This is a genomic window from Actibacterium sp. EMB200-NS6 (assembly GCF_001305615.1).
Classification (GTDB): domain Bacteria; phylum Pseudomonadota; class Alphaproteobacteria; order Rhodobacterales; family Rhodobacteraceae; genus Actibacterium_A; species Actibacterium_A naphthalenivorans.
Map to the genome: position 1 here is coordinate 79,550 of NZ_CP010869.1, position 14,233 is coordinate 93,782.

General features: G+C 62.3%; 11 protein-coding genes. 4 read left to right on the top strand and 7 right to left on the bottom strand.

Translation table 11 applies throughout. The features are described from left to right. Positions 1 to 215 precede the first annotated feature (215 nt). Genes mutT through TQ29_RS00410 form a run of 3 tightly spaced genes read right to left on the bottom strand, consistent with a single transcriptional unit; the run spans position 216 to position 2,863 of the window. Positions 216 to 614: an 8-oxo-dGTP diphosphatase MutT gene (gene mutT / locus TQ29_RS00400; protein ID WP_037203710.1), complete on the bottom strand. Its 399-nt coding sequence runs from the start codon at positions 612 to 614 to the stop codon at positions 216 to 218. Next, positions 611 to 1,999 (bottom strand): bifunctional glutamate N-acetyltransferase/amino-acid acetyltransferase ArgJ, encoded by a 1,389-nt coding sequence (gene argJ / locus TQ29_RS00405; RefSeq protein ID WP_082386478.1) that lies wholly within the window; start codon positions 1,997 to 1,999, stop codon positions 611 to 613. The genes mutT and argJ overlap by 4 nt, the downstream gene beginning before the upstream one ends. Positions 2,000 to 2,017: 18 nt before the next feature. Beyond that, positions 2,018 to 2,863 carry a peptidylprolyl isomerase gene (locus TQ29_RS00410; protein WP_054537578.1) on the bottom strand — a complete coding sequence of 282 codons (846 nt, stop codon included), beginning with the start codon at positions 2,861 to 2,863 and terminating at the stop codon, positions 2,018 to 2,020. A 187-nt stretch (positions 2,864 to 3,050) separates the two neighbouring features. Here TQ29_RS00410 and secA point away from each other — a divergent pair, with 187 nt between their 5' ends. From secA to TQ29_RS00425, 3 genes are all read left to right on the top strand, one after another. Continuing rightward, the gene (gene secA, locus TQ29_RS00415; protein ID WP_054537579.1) at positions 3,051 to 5,744 is read left to right on the top strand and encodes a preprotein translocase subunit SecA; all 2,694 of its coding nucleotides are present in this window, start codon (positions 3,051 to 3,053) and stop codon (positions 5,742 to 5,744) included. A gap of 205 nt (positions 5,745 to 5,949) precedes the next feature. Beyond that, on the top strand, positions 5,950 to 7,005 hold the full coding sequence (locus tag TQ29_RS00420; protein WP_054537580.1) for a hypothetical protein: 1,056 nt from the start codon (positions 5,950 to 5,952) through the stop codon (positions 7,003 to 7,005). 78 nt (positions 7,006 to 7,083) lie between these two features. Further along, the gene (locus tag TQ29_RS00425) at positions 7,084 to 8,580 is read left to right on the top strand and encodes a phosphate ABC transporter substrate-binding/OmpA family protein (RefSeq protein ID WP_054540258.1); all 1,497 of its coding nucleotides are present in this window, start codon (positions 7,084 to 7,086) and stop codon (positions 8,578 to 8,580) included. Here the strand turns inward: TQ29_RS00425 and radC are convergent. The 3 genes from radC to dnaK all read right to left on the bottom strand — a co-directional run bounded on the left by radC (position 8,577) and on the right by dnaK (position 12,527). Next, positions 8,577 to 9,338: a DNA repair protein RadC gene (gene radC, locus TQ29_RS00430; RefSeq protein WP_054537581.1), complete on the bottom strand. Its 762-nt coding sequence runs from the start codon at positions 9,336 to 9,338 to the stop codon at positions 8,577 to 8,579. The genes TQ29_RS00425 and radC overlap by 4 nt on opposite strands. Before the next feature lie 48 nt (positions 9,339 to 9,386). Further along, on the bottom strand, positions 9,387 to 10,538 hold the full coding sequence (gene dnaJ / locus TQ29_RS00435; RefSeq protein WP_054537582.1) for a molecular chaperone DnaJ: 1,152 nt from the start codon (positions 10,536 to 10,538) through the stop codon (positions 9,387 to 9,389). Positions 10,539 to 10,610: 72 nt separating this feature from the next. Continuing rightward, positions 10,611 to 12,527 (bottom strand): molecular chaperone DnaK, encoded by a 1,917-nt coding sequence (dnaK, locus tag TQ29_RS00440; protein WP_054537583.1) that lies wholly within the window; start codon positions 12,525 to 12,527, stop codon positions 10,611 to 10,613. Between the two features lie 172 nt (positions 12,528 to 12,699). Between dnaK and TQ29_RS00445 the strand changes: the two genes are divergently transcribed. Then, the gene (locus TQ29_RS00445; RefSeq protein WP_255353359.1) at positions 12,700 to 13,344 is read left to right on the top strand and encodes an alpha-ketoglutarate-dependent dioxygenase AlkB; all 645 of its coding nucleotides are present in this window, start codon (positions 12,700 to 12,702) and stop codon (positions 13,342 to 13,344) included. Positions 13,345 to 13,354: 10 nt separating this feature from the next. Here TQ29_RS00445 and TQ29_RS00450 read toward each other — a convergent pair whose 3' ends face one another. Beyond that, entirely contained in the window at positions 13,355 to 14,176 is an 822-nt protein-coding gene (locus tag TQ29_RS00450) for an ABC transporter permease (protein ID WP_054540260.1), read from the bottom strand. Positions 14,177 to 14,233: the final 57 nt, after the last annotated feature.

The window sequence follows — 14,233 nt, forward strand, 5'->3', positions numbered from 1 at the left end:
AAAAGCGCCCTGTACAGAAACGCAACTGCCCATCGTGATCGTCCGTATCATGTGGTTGTCCCCCCAGAGTGAATGGTCTTATCAAAATACATGAAACTGTTCCAAAATCATCTGAAATTTTGTCAAACTGTCACAAATAGCGCACAAATAATATGCTAACAAAAGACTTTGCTGTGCAACTGCAGTTAAATTGCGCGAAGAAGGTTAATATCTTTCTAAAGCCAGTCCCTTAGCAGCGGAATCAACGGGATGTCGGCGGGGGGCATCGGGTGATTCTTCAGCTCGGCGGCACGCACCCATTTCAGCTCTTGCCCCTCGCGCGATTGCGGAATGCCCTTCCATTTGCGGCAGGCGTAAAGCGGCATCAGCAGGTGAAAATCGTCATAGGCATGGCTGGCGAAGGTCAGTGGCGCCAGGCAACTTTCCCAGGTGTCGATGCCCAGCTCTTCCTCCAGTTCGCGGATCAGCGCCGCCTCGGGGGTTTCGCCCGGTTCGACCTTGCCGCCGGGAAATTCCCACAGCCCGGCCATGGATTTCCCTTCGGGACGCTGCGCCAGAAGCACACGCCCGTCCACGTCGATCAGCGCGACGGCCGAAACCAGGACGATTTTCATGACCGGTAGTCGGCGTTGATGTCGATGTAGCGATGGGTGAGGTCGCAGGTCCAGACCGTGGATTTGCCTCGTCCGAGCCCCAGATCGACGCCGATCACCAGTTCCTGCTGCTTCATGTAGCTCGCGCCCGCCTCTTCGGTGTAGCCGGGCGAGACCCAGCCGTTTTCGGCCACCAGAATATCCCCGAACCGGATCGACAGCAGATCCCGGTCGGCCGTCGCGCCCGATTTTCCGACAGCCATCACGACGCGGCCCCAATTGGGATCTTCGCCGGCGATCGCGGTTTTCACCAGCGGCGAGTTCGCGATGGCCATGGCCACCTTGCGCGCATCCGCATCCGTTTGCGCACCGGTCACCGTGACCTCCACGAATTTCGTGGCGCCTTCGCCGTCTTTTACGACCTGATGCGCCAGATCCAGCATCACGGATTTCAGCGCGGCGGCGAATTCCCGTGCCGGTTTGCTGCGCAGATCGGTGATTTCAGGCGCGGCGCTTTGGCCGGTCGCGGCCAAAAGCAGCGTGTCGGAGGTCGAGGTGTCGCCGTCGACCGTTATCGCGTTGAAGGTTTCGTCTGTCAGCTTCGACAGCAGCTTTTGCAGCGGTGGCCGGGCGATTTTCGCATCGGTGAAGATATAGACCAGCATCGTCGCCATATCGGGCGCGATCATGCCGGAGCCTTTGGCGATACCGGCGATCGTGATGGGTTGTCCCTCTATCTCGATGGTGGCCGTGGCGGCCTTCGGGAAGGTGTCGGTCGTCATGATGGCGCGGGCGGCGTCGGCCATGCCACCGGCGTCAAGGCGCGCGGCCATATCGCCCAGAACGGCCGTTATACGCTCATAGGGAAGCGGTGCGCCGATCACGCCGGTAGACGAGGAAAAGACCCGCCCTTCGGGCACATTGGTGGCTGCGGCGACGGCTGCGGTGATGGCGGAAACCGCCTCGCGTCCGTTCGCGCCGGTAAAGGCGTTGGCGTTGCCCGCGTTCACAATGATGGCGGCACCGGCGTTATCGGCCGGCTTGCCGATCTTTTCCTGACAATCCAGAACAGGCGCGGCCCGGGTGGCGGAACGGGTGAAAACCCCGGCCATCTGCGTGCCGGGCACCAGATGCGCGAGCATGACATCCACCCGGCCCTTGTAGCGCACCCCTGCCTCTGCGCTGGCGAAGGTAACGCCGGCAATAGCCGGAAGCGTGGGCAGCCCGCCCGCCGGCGCGAGCGGAGAGATCAGCGGCGCCGGCTTCGGCGCGGCGACAGCGGGTGTCGCCTTGGCGGGCTTCTTGCCCGTTTTCGCCGATTTTTTTGCGGTGTCCTTGGCCTTGGCCTTGGCGGCATCCTTCTTCGTGGACGTCTTTAGCTTCTTCTTCTTGGTGTCCTTGGCCATCCGCAGTTCCTTTGCTGATCAGTCTGTCAGCAATTGCATATTACGCAGGGCGGCGGGGTCAATCTCTGTTTCGGTCCGGGTCACTGTGGCTTCTTCGGTGATCTTGGCCACGGCGGCCTCGACAGCGGCCTTTTGCAGCGCGCCCGCGATCTCGCCCCGGACGGCGTCAAGCTCGGGGGCGGGTTTGTCGCGGGTTTCGTTCAGGCGGATCACATGCCAGCCGAACTGGGTTTCGACCGGGTCGGAAACCGTGCCCGCCTCCATCGACATCACCGCGTCTTCAAAGGGTTTGACCATCATGCCGGCCGTGAACCAGCCAAGCTCTCCGCCCGACGGGCCCGAGGGGCCGGTGGATTTTTCTTTCGCCAGCTCGGTAAAATCGGCACCGGTATCGAGCGCGGCTTTCAGCTCTGCCGCCTCTTCCTCGGTTTCCACCAGGATGTGCGAGGCATTGTATTCCGTCTCGGGCTCGGCACTGGCGTATTGCGCCTGATAGGCGTCGGTGATCGCCTCGTCGGTCACGGCGGCGGTGGCGATCTCGTTCATCGCGGCGCTGGCGAGAATCGCGCGGCGTTCGTTCAGCAATGCGATGCGCGCGATTTCGGGAACGGCACCGTCCAGCGTGTTGGCGACGGCGGTCTGGCGCACCAGCTCGTCGAGCAGCGCATCGAACAGAACATCATCGGGCAGGGCCTGATATTCCTGCGGAAGTTGCGAGGCCATCATGATCATCTCGCCAAGGGTGATTTCCGTTTCACCCACGGTGGCGACGACGGTGCCGGCGTCCTGCTCGGCGGCGAGGGCGGGAACCGAAAGGCCGATCGCCAGAACGGCGGCAATCACGGATTTCATCGGGGAAGGCATCAAGGCAACTCCTTTGCAGCCGCGCGGTCTGGCGACGTTGACACTCATTGGGCGGGCGCTTACATCGCAACATGGTCCGAAAGCGCCGGACCGCCCTTGTTTCTTGGCCCTACCTAGGGGCGCGAAGGGGGGCGGGCAAGGCATCCTCTTTCACGATCCCGAAAAAGAGCCACCACGCGGAGAAAACATGCTGGGCATCGGAACACTCGCCAAAAAGGTTTTTGGCACGCCGAACGACCGCAAGATCAAAGCCACCGCTCCGATCGTGGAGAAGATCAATGCGCTGGAGCCCGAGTTCGAGGCGCTGAGCGACGAGGGGATCAAGCAGAAGACCACGGAACTGGCGCAGCGCGCGAAAGACGGCGAAAGCCTCGAAGCGCTTCTGCCCGAGGCCTTTGCCAACTGCCGCGAGGCCGCGCGCCGCACACTTGGCCTGCGGGCGTTCGACACGCAGCTTATGGGCGGCATCTTTCTGCACGAGGGCAATATCGCCGAAATGAAGACGGGCGAGGGCAAGACCCTGGTCGCCACCTTCCCGGCCTATCTGAACGCGCTGACGGGCAAGGGCGTGCATATCGTCACCGTCAACGATTACCTGGCCAAGCGTGACGCGGAATGGATGGGCAAGGTCTTCAACACGCTGGGCATGACCTGCGGCGTGATCTATCCGCAGCAGCCCGAAGATGAAAAACAGGCCGCCTACGCCGCCGATGTGACCTATGCCACGAACAACGAGCTTGGGTTCGACTATCTGCGCGACAACATGAAATCCGAACTCAGCCAGCTTTCGCAGCGCGGGCATAACTTTGCGATCGTCGACGAGGTGGATTCGATCCTGATCGATGAGGCGCGGACGCCGCTGATCATCTCCGGGCCCAGCCAGGACCGATCCGACCTGTACGTGGCGCTGGATCAGATCGTGCCGCTGCTGACCGAAGAGCATTACGAGCTGGACGAAAAGCAGCGCAATGTCACCTTCACCGAAGATGGCAACGAGTTCATGGAAGAGCAGCTTTCCAAGGCGGGCATCCTGCCCGAGGGGCAATCGCTCTATGATCCGGAAAGCACCACCATCGTGCATCATGCCACCCAGGGCCTGAAGGCGCACAAGCTGTTCCACAAGGACAAGGACTATATCGTCCGCGACGGGCAGGTGATGCTGATCGACGAATTCACCGGGCGAATGATGGCCGGGCGGCGGCTGTCGGACGGTCTGCATCAGGCGATCGAGGCTAAGGAAGGCGTGACGATTCAGCCCGAAAACGTCACGCTGGCGTCTGTCACCTTCCAGAATTATTTCCGGCTCTACGGCAAGCTGGCCGGGATGACGGGTACGGCCCTGACCGAAGCCGAGGAATTTGCCGAGATCTATGGCCTTGGCGTGGTCGAGGTGCCGACCAACCGGCCGATCGCCCGCGTGGATGAGCATGATCAGGTCTATCGTTCGGCGCGCGAAAAGTTCGAGGCCATCGTCATTGCCATCAAAGAGGCCCATGCGAAGGGCCAGCCGCTGCTTGTCGGCACGACGTCGATCGAGAAGTCGGAGTTTCTCTCGTCGCTGCTGAAAGAGGCCGGTGTTCCGCATAACGTGCTGAACGCCCGGCACCACGAGCAGGAAGCCAAGATCGTGGCCGATGCGGGCCGTCTGGGTGCGGTGACCATCGCCACCAACATGGCCGGCCGGGGCACCGACATTCAGCTTGGCGGCAATATCGAGATGCAGGTGATGGAGGCGCTGGACGCCGACCCCGAGGCCGATCCCGAACAGGTGCGCGCCCGCATCGCCGCCGAACATGCCGACGAAAAGGAAAAGGTGCTGGCGGCCGGCGGGTTGTATGTGCTGGCCACCGAACGTCACGAAAGCCGCCGGATCGACAATCAGCTGCGCGGCCGGTCTGGCCGTCAGGGCGACCCGGGCCGGTCGTCTTTCTTCCTGAGCCTTGAGGATGACCTGATGCGCATCTTCGGCTCGGAACGGCTCGACAAGGTGCTCTCGGGCCTCGGGATGAAGGAAGGCGAGGCCATCGTTCATCCGTGGGTCAACAAATCGCTGGAAAAGGCACAGGCCAAGGTCGAGGGGCGCAACTTCGACATCCGCAAACATCTGCTGAAATTCGATGATGTGATGAACGACCAGCGCAAGGTGATCTTCAGCCAGCGGCGCGAGATCATGGAGGCGGCCGATCTGTCGGAGATCGTGCAGGACATGCGCCATCAGGTGATCGACGATCTGGTCGACAGTTTTATCCCCGCGCGCTCCTATGCCGATCAGTGGGATGCCGAAGGGCTTTATGCCGCGGTGTTGGAAAAGCTGAACATCGACGCGCCGATCATCGCCTGGGCCCAGGAAGAGGGCGTGGATGATGAAGTGCTGCGCGCCCGGATCGCCAAGGCGGCGGATGAGGCGATGGCGGCCAAGGCGGTGCAGTTCGGCCCCGAAAACATGCGCAACATCGAAAAGCAGATCCTGCTGCAGACGATCGACACCAAATGGCGCGAACATCTTCTGACGCTGGAGCATCTGCGCTCGGTCGTCGGGTTCCGTGGCTATGCCCAGCGTGATCCGTTGAGCGAATACAAGACCGAAGCCTTTACCCTGTTCGAAAACCTGCTGAACGCGCTGCGCGTGGATGTGACAGAGAAGCTGGCGCAGGTACGCCCCCTGTCCGAAGACGAGCAGACGCAGATGATGCAACAGTTGTTGCAGCAGCAGCGGGCGCTGCAACCCGCCGCCGAAGCCCCGGTTGCCGACACGCCCGAACCCGTTGCCGACGGGTTCCACGAAAACGATCCGACGACCTGGGGCAATCCCGGCCGCAACGATCTTTGCCCCTGTGGCTCCGGCAAGAAATTCAAGCATTGCCACGGGCGCTTGGTCTGACAGTCGGCACAAATTTTGGCGGGACTGGGGCGAGATTGCCCCATTCTGCGCCGCAGAAACGGGATTTCGTGGAGAGTTTGCCCCGTTTCGCAACATGCGGTGTGAAACAGACTATCCACTAATTTACAGCAATCCGCAAAACTGCCACGCAGCCGCCCCTTTCGTTTTCTAGTTTGGGCGAGGTCGAAGAGCAAAAAGGTGCGCTGTGAAACTCGATCCCAAATTCATTGTGTTTGGCCTTACGGTGCTTGTTGCCGCGGCGTCGGGCGAGTTGGTGCAGCATTCAGACCGGTATTTCGGCGGGTCAAACCAATCCAGCGCCACCGCGCAACAGGTGGCCTATGCGCCCGCACCCCGTTTCGATCTGGAAAACATGATCGCGCTGTCCGCCCCTGTAGAGGAAAACGCGGCGGGCGACGATCCGCAAGCGGGTATCGTGCTTCCCTTCGCGCCACTTGCTGCGGGCGAGGCGCGGCTTTACAGCCCGGGCGCGATCGAGGTGTCGCGCCGTCTTGCACCGCTGGATATGAATTTTCATTCGCCAAACCGCGTCGGCGCGGATCTCAACCAATACGGTCTTCCCTGTGAGCCGAAGCTGAGCGTTTCAGTGGCGGAAGCGGCCATGGTTGTCCTGTCGCTGGTCGCTCCCTGCCGGCCGGATGAGCGGGTGGAAATTTCCCACGGGCTGCTTCAGTTCGCGATGCGCACGACGAATACCGGGGTGGTGAACGCCCGGATCCCTGCGCTTTCACGTGTCGCGGCCTTTGTGGTTCGGTTCGAGGACGGAAAGATTCTGACGGGCACGGTCACGGTGCCGGATGCGGATGAGTATGAGCGGGTCGCGCTGCTGCGTTATGGCCAGGGCGCAATGCAGATACATGCGCTCGAGTTCGGTGCGGGATATGGCGATGCCGGGCATGTCTGGGCGGGTGCCCCGCGCACACCCGGCTACGGGGCCGAGGGGCGCGGCGGTTTTCTTGTGGAACTTGGCGATCTTTCGCTGCCCGCCTCGCGCACCGCCGAGGTTTACAGCTATCCCGAAGGCCAGGGCCACGATAGCGGGGTTGTGCGCGTCAGCATCGAGGCCGAGGTGACAGAGGCCAACTGCGGGCAGGAGCTTTTCGCCGAAACATTGCAGCCCGGTGTCGATGAACAGCTTCAGGTTGCTGATCTTGCGCTTACGATGCCAGACTGTTCTGCGGTGGGCGAATTTCTTGTGTTGAAAAACATTTTGCGAGACCTGAAGATCGCGCGCAACTGATGAGAAGCAGTATGACGCATGTTTGTAGTTATTTTCCGCGCGGTTCGTACGGCCGTGCTTTTTTTCCTTGTGCTTCCGATGGCTGCCATAGCGCAGGATGTCACCCTCACGTCGCGTGACGGGTCGGTCGCGCTTAGCGGCACGCTTCTTTCCTTTGACGGCGAATTTTACCGGCTGAGCACGGTTTACGGCCCGCTGGTTCTGGATGGGCAGGCGGTGCTGTGTTCCGGCGTCGGCTGCCCCGATCTGGATGCCTATATCGCCGAGTTCACCTTTGCCGGTGAACCGGCGTTGGGCGAGGTTCTGATGCCCGCGCTGATCGAGGGTTTTGCCGCCCGTCGCGGCCTGTCGCTTGGCCGGGCCGCGCAGGACGACAGGCATTTCACCTTCACCCTCTCCGATCCGGCCACGGAGCGGGTCGTGGCGCATATCGGATTTCGCATCAGTTCGACCTCGGAAGGCTTTGCCGACATGCTGACGGGCGATGCCGATATCGCCATGGCCATGCGCGAGGTCCGGCCCGACGAGGTTGTGCGCGGTATCGAGGCCGGGCTTGGCGATCTGTCGGAGCCCGCCCGCAGCCGCATCGTGGCGCTGGATGCGCTGGTGCCGATCATCGCGCCGGACAACCCGCTGGCCTCGGTTTCGGTCGAGGCGCTGGCGGCGATGCTTTCGGGCGTGGTGCGGGAGTGGGATTTGCAGGACGCGCCCATCGCGGTTCATGCGCGCCCGGCCGACACAGGCATCCAGCAGGCTGTCGAGGATCATTTTCTGGCGCCGCTCAGCCTGGTGATGGATGAGGGGGTGATCCGCCATGCCTCCTCTGCTGCGCTGGCCGATGCGGTGGCGCGCGATCCGCTGGCCATCGGGGTCAGCCGGTTTTCCGACATTGGCAATGCGGTTCCGGTCAATTTGCTCGGCACCTGCGGGATTCAGCTTTCGGCCAGCCGCCGCAACCTGAAAACCGAGGATTACCCCTTTACCGCACCCATGTTCCTTTACACGCCGGAACGTCGCCTGCCCCGGCTTGCGCGGGAGTTTCTGGGCTTTCTGGCCAGCACCACCGCGCAGCGCATCGTGCGGCGGGCCGGGTTTGTCGATCTCATGCGCGAAGAGATCGCGCTGGATGAACAGGGCGTCCGGTTTGCCGATGCGATCGCCAACGCCGGCGCGGACGTGCCGCTGGAAGAGGTACAGCGGATGGTGGCGCTGCTGCGCGGCGCTTTCCGCCTGACGCCGACTTTCCGGTTTCGCGGCGGATCGACAAAGCTGGACGCGCAATCGGCGGGGAATGTGGCCGATCTGGCCCGGGCGCTGGAAAGCGGTGTGTTCGATGACCGCGAGCTATTGTTCGTGGGCTTCAGCGACAGTGACGGCAACTGGCAGGTGAACCGGCGCATATCGAGTCTGCGGGCAGAGGCGGTGCGCAATGCGGTTCTGGCGGCCGCGGTCACCGCCGATCAATCCAGGGTCGCGCTGGCCATCGAAGCCTTCGGAGAGGCGATGCCGATGGCCTGTGACGACACCGAGTGGGGCCGCAGTGTGAACCGCCGGGTCGAGGTCTGGCTGCGTTAGAGATAACCGGCCGAGCGAAAGCTCAGCTCGCGCGATTTGCCGACGATGATGTGATCATGCAATGCGATGTTCAACGCCTCGGCCGCGTGGCTGATCTGGCTGGTCATCGTGATATCGGCATCCGACGGGGTCGGGTCGCCCGACGGGTGGTTGTGCACCAGGATCAGGGCCGATGCATTGAGTTCCAGCGCACGTTTGACCACCTCGCGCGGGTAGACCGGAACATGGTCAACCGTTCCGCGCGCCTGTTCCTCATCGGCGATCAGCACGTTCTTGCGGTCGAGATAGAGTACGCGGAACTGTTCGGTTTCGCGGTGGGCCATGGTGGTATGGCAATAGTCCAGCACCGCGTCCCAGCCGGAAATCACCGGGCGTTCCATCACCCGGGCGCGGGCCAGGCGGTGGGCGGCGGCTTCTATGATCTTCAGCTCCTGCACCACTGCATCGCCCACGCCCTCCACCTCTTGCAGGCGGGGAACCGGGGCGGAGAGGACGCGGTTGAAATCACCGAACCTGTCCAACAGGCGACGGGCGAGCGGTTTGACGTCCTGGCGGGGGATGGCGCGGAACAGCACCAGCTCGAGCATCTCGTAGTCAGGGATCGCTGCGGCGCCGCCCTCCATGAAACGGTTGCGTAGCCGTTTGCGGTGATCGCGGATGTAGGAGGGCAGCCGCCCCCCCGCCGGCAGCGGATCTGCCGGGGCGGCCGCGTCGATGAACGGCAGGCGGGGTTCTGAAAATGCGTCGGGCCGGCTCATGCGCCGACCCTTGCAGAACATCCTGAACGAAAGGTTAACGCGGGCGCGTCAGCTTTTCATCCCGTCCCAGAAGCTTTTGACCTTCGAAAAGAAGTCGGAGCTTTCGGGGTTGTTATGCTCGCTCAGCTTCTCGAACTCGCGCAGGAGTTCCTTTTGCTTCGACGTCAGGTTCACCGGCGTCTCGACCGTCAGCTCGATGAACATGTCGCCATGGCTGGCCCCGCGCAGGGATGGCATCCCCTTGCCGCGCAGGCGCATCTGTTTGCCGGTCTGGCTGCCGGCGGGGATTTTCACGCGGCTGCGGCCGCCGTCGATGGTGGGCACCTCGATATCGCCCCCCAGCGCGGCGGTGCTGACCGAGACCGGCACCAGGCACGACAGATTCATGCCCTCGCGCTGAAAGATCGGGTGCTCGGCCACCTCGATGAAGATATAAAGATCGCCGGTCGGGCCGCCGCGCAGCCCGGCCTCGCCCTCGCCCGCCAGACGGATGCGGGTGCCGGTTTCCACCCCTGCCGGGATGTTGACGTTCAGCGTACGCTCTTTTTCAACCCGGCCGGCACCGCCACAGGCGGCACAGGGGTTCTTGATGATCTGGCCCAGGCCGCCACAGGTCGGGCATGTGCGTTCGACGGTGAAAAAGCCCTGCTGCGCGCGCACCTTGCCCATGCCCGAACAGGTGGGGCAGCCGGTGGGCTCGGCGCCGCTTTCGGCTCCGGTGCCGTGGCAGGCCGAACAGGCCACCGAGGTGGGCACGTTGATGGTTTTCTGGATGCCGGTATAGGCCTCGCCCAGCGATATCCGCAGATTGTAGCGCAGATCCGATCCCCGCGCCGCGCGCTGGCGCCCGCCGCCGCCGCCGCGCTGGCCACCCATGAAATCGCCGAACAGATCGTCGAACACATCCGAAAAGGCCGAGGCGAAATCGCCGTGGCCCGCGCCCGCGCCGCCGCGCGGCCCGCCGCCCATGCCACCTTCGAAGGCGGCGTGGCCGAACCGATCATAGGCGGCTTTCTTTTCGGGGTCCTTCAGCATCTCATAGGCCTCGTTCACTTCCTTGAACTGGGCCTCGGCATCGGGCTTGTCGGCATTGCGGTCGGGGTGAAGTTCCTTGGCCTTCGTGCGATAGGCCTTTTTCAGTTCTTCGGCCGAGGCGCCTTTGCCGACGCCCAGAACCTCATAATAGTCGCGTTTTGCCATCAGCTTTCCCTCTTGGGGAACACGCGAGGGCCGGCCCGGTATCCCGGACCGGCCACAAGGGTTCCGACGTTTTTACGAACGATTCTTGTCGTCGAGATCTTCGAAATCTGCATCGACAATATCATCGTCCACGCCGCGCGGTTCGTCCATCCCGTCGGGGGCTTCCTCGCCCGAGGCTTCCTGCTGCGACTTGTAGATCGCCTCGCCCAGCTTCATCGCCGCTTCGGTGACGTTCTGGATGCCGGATTTGATCTTGCCCGCGTCTTCGGTTTCCAGCTGCTCTTTCAGCGCGCCGATCGCCAGTTCGATTGCCTCGATCGTGGTCGGGTCAACCTTGTCGGCATGCTCTTCCATCGACTTCTCGGTCGAATGGATGAGGCTTTCGGCCTGGTTGCGGGTTTCGACCAGCTCCTTGCGTTCCTTGTCAGCCTCGGCATTGGCTTCGGCATCGCGCACCATCTGCTCGATCTCGTCGTCGGACAGACCGCCCGATGCCTGGATCGTGATGTTCTGCTCCTTGCCGGTGCCCTTGTCCTTGGCCGAAACCGAAACGATGCCGTTCGCGTCGATATCGAAGGTCACTTCGATCTGCGGCAGGCCGCGCGGTGCGGGCGGGATGTCTTCAAGGTTGAACTGACCCAGCATCTTGTTGTCTGCGGCCATCTCACGTTCGCCCTGGAACACCCGGATCGTGACGGCGTTCTGGTTGTCTTCGGCGGTGGAGAAGACTTGCGACTTCTTCGTCGGGATCGTGGTGTTGCGGTCGATCAGGCGGGTGAACACGCCGCCCAGCGTTTCGATGCCAAGGCTCAGCGGGGTCACATCGAGCAGAACAACGTCTTTCACATCGCCCTGCAGAACGCCGGCCTGAATGGCGGCGCCCATGGCCACCACCTCGTCCGGGTTCACGCCCTTGTGCGGTTCCTTGCCGAAGAACTTGGTCACTTCCTCAACGACTTTCGGCATCCGGGTCATACCGCCGACCAGAACCACCTCGTCGATGTCGGAGGTCGACAGACCCGCGTCTTTCAGCGCGGCGGCGCAGGGTTTCATCGAGCCCTTGATCAGATCGCTCACCAAGCTTTCCAGCTTGGCGCGGGTCAGTTTCATGACCATGTGCAGCGGCTGGCCGCCCTTCGGGTCCATGCTGATGAACGGCTGGTTGATTTCGGTCTGCTGCGAAGACGACAGTTCGATCTTGGCCTTTTCAGCGGCTTCCTTCAGGCGCTGCAGGGCCATCTTGTCTTTCGTCAGATCGACGCCGTTTTCCTTTTTGAACTCGTCGGCCAGATAGCGGACGATCCGCATGTCGAAATCTTCGCCGCCAAGGAAGGTGTCGCCATTGGTGGATTTCACCTCGAACAGACCGTCGTCGATTTCCAGGATGGTGATGTCGAACGTACCGCCGCCAAGGTCATAGACGGCGATGGTCTTGGTCTCTTTCTTGTCGAGGCCATAGGCGAGCGCGGCCGCAGTGGGCTCGTTGATGATACGCAGCACTTCAAGACCGGCGATCTTGCCGGCGTCCTTGGTGGCCTGACGCTGTGCGTCGTTGAAATAGGCGGGCACGGTGATGACAGCCTGGGTGACCTCTTCGCCCAGATAGCTTTCGGCGGTTTCCTTCATTTTCTGAAGGATGAAGGCGGAGATCTGCGACGGCGAGTATTTTTCGCCCTGCACCTCGACCCAGGCGTCGCCGTTGCCGCCGTCCACGATGTCATAGGAAACATGCGCCTTGTCCTTCGAGACTTCCGGGTCGTCCGAACGACGGCCGATCAGGCGCTTGACGGCGAAAATGGTGTTGGCGGGGTTGGTGACAGCCTGGCGCTTTGCCGGCTGGCCCACTAGGCGCTCATTGTCCGTGAACGCGACGATCGAGGGCGTCGTGCGCGCCCCTTCGGCATTTTCGATAACCCGGGGTTGCGAACCATCCATGATGGCAACGCAGGAGTTGGTCGTCCCGAGGTCGATCCCGATGACTTTGGCCATATTACTCTACCTCTTCTTTCGGCGATTATGCGAAAACGGACCCTGAAAAGGCTTCCGCTCTCCGATCCCAATTTCGACCGGGGGAATGGCCCCGATCATGCTTCTGGGCGTATATAAGGAGCGGTCCGGAGCGCTGCAAGCCGCGGAAATGACGGAAATGTGAGGGAATGGGGTGAAAAGGCCGATCAGACCGGGTGTTTCTTCGGGCCTGCCGCGACCGACGGTTGTGTTGCGCGGGTTCGAGCTGTTCCGCACCTACCTGGACCTGGCCGCACAGGCGGCGCTTGTCGGGGCGTTGCGCGGGGTGATCCGGGCCGCGCCGCTGTTTTCGCCGATGACGCCCTATGGCAAGCCGATGCGGGTGCGCATGACCTCTGCCGGGCGGTACGGGTGGTATTCGGACAGGTCCGGCTATCGCTACGTGCCGCGCCATCCGGGCGGGTCGCCGTGGCCACCGATACCGCCGGAGGTTCTTTCGGTCTGGCATTCGGTGACCGGGCTGGAGCGGGCGCCCGATTGCTGCCTTGTCAATTTCTATGATGCCGATGCCCGGATGGGGATGCACCAGGACAGGGACGAGGCTGATTTCGGCTTTCCCGTCGTTTCCATCTCGCTGGGGGATGACGGGTTGTTCCGGATCGGCAACACGACGCGGGGCGGCAGCACGCAGAGCATCTGGCTGCAGTCGGGCGACGTGATGGTGATGGGGGGGGCGGCGCGGCTTGCCTATCACGGGGTAGACCGGATCCGCCCGGGCTCTTCCGCGCTCCTGCCGCGCGGCGGGCGGATCAACCTGACGCTGCGCGTCGTCGATTGACGCCCTATTCCTATTGCCCGGAACTCCAGCTGATCGAGGCATGTTTGCGGGTATAGAACTCCCCCATCAGGCCGAGCATCAGCAGGGCGAGAGACACGTAGACAGGGTAGGAGACCGACGAGAAATGCGGGTTGTAGTTGATGAAGATAAATCCCCGGTTCTGGTCGATCGTGTGAAACAGCGGGTTCCAGTCGAACATGACCAGCATGTAGCCGGGCAGGGTGTTGGCAACGAACATCTTGCCCGACGCGATCATGTTCGCCCGCTGGTAGATAGTCGATGCGATGCCGGTGAACGCCGGGAACCAGGGTTTGACGGCCAGAAAGATCATGCCGATGGCCGCGCCCGAGAACCATGACAGCAGCACCATACCCATGGCCGCCACGGGGTTTTCGATCTCGATCGGTGTAAAGGCGACGTGGTAGACGAACAGCACCACCGTCATTGAAAGGATCTGGACGTAGAGCGCGCTGAGCGCCGCCGAGCTGATGGCGACGATCGTGTTCATCGGCGCATGTTTCATCATTGGCGAGGTCGGCCCCTCGGACCCGACGACCGCGCCCATCGCCTTGTTATGGGTCATGAACAGGAAGATGCCCGACATGATGTACAGCAGAAAATCGCCGCGAATGGCGTTCCCCTTCATCCCGAGGACTGAGAACATGATGTAGAAGACAGTGACGAACATCACGGTCTGCATGATGTTCATGATCAACCCGATCAAGGCGTTGCCATGGCTGCGGCGGATGTTCCGGACGGTCGAGTGATAGATAAGCGTCAGCAGGCTTGCTGCGCCTCGTACACCGCTGCGGGGTTTTCGCGACTCGAACATGATATGCCTGCCATTGCGACGGTGCCGGTATCCCGCGATGCCCGGCTTGCCGATCCC

What these genes read in the sequence shown, in the direction of transcription:
- mutT (WP_037203710.1), bottom strand. Translation starts at nt 614, where the DNA reads ATGAAAATCGTCCTGGTTTCGGCCGTCGCGCTGATCGACGTGGACGGG.
- radC (WP_054537581.1), bottom strand. Translation starts at nt 9,338, where the DNA reads ATGAGCCGGCCCGACGCATTTTCAGAACCCCGCCTGCCGTTCATCGAC.
- dnaJ (WP_054537582.1), bottom strand. Translation starts at nt 10,538, where the DNA reads ATGGCAAAACGCGACTATTATGAGGTTCTGGGCGTCGGCAAAGGCGCC.
- TQ29_RS00450 (WP_054540260.1), bottom strand. Translation starts at nt 14,176, where the DNA reads ATGTTCGAGTCGCGAAAACCCCGCAGCGGTGTACGAGGCGCAGCAAGC.
- TQ29_RS00410 (WP_054537578.1), bottom strand. Translation starts at nt 2,863, where the DNA reads ATGCCTTCCCCGATGAAATCCGTGATTGCCGCCGTTCTGGCGATCGGC.
- dnaK (WP_054537583.1), bottom strand. Translation starts at nt 12,527, where the DNA reads ATGGCCAAAGTCATCGGGATCGACCTCGGGACGACCAACTCCTGCGTT.
- secA (WP_054537579.1), top strand. Translation starts at nt 3,051, where the DNA reads ATGCTGGGCATCGGAACACTCGCCAAAAAGGTTTTTGGCACGCCGAAC.
- TQ29_RS00425 (WP_054540258.1), top strand. Translation starts at nt 7,084, where the DNA reads ATGGCTGCCATAGCGCAGGATGTCACCCTCACGTCGCGTGACGGGTCG.
- argJ (WP_082386478.1), bottom strand. Translation starts at nt 1,999, where the DNA reads ATGGCCAAGGACACCAAGAAGAAGAAGCTAAAGACGTCCACGAAGAAG.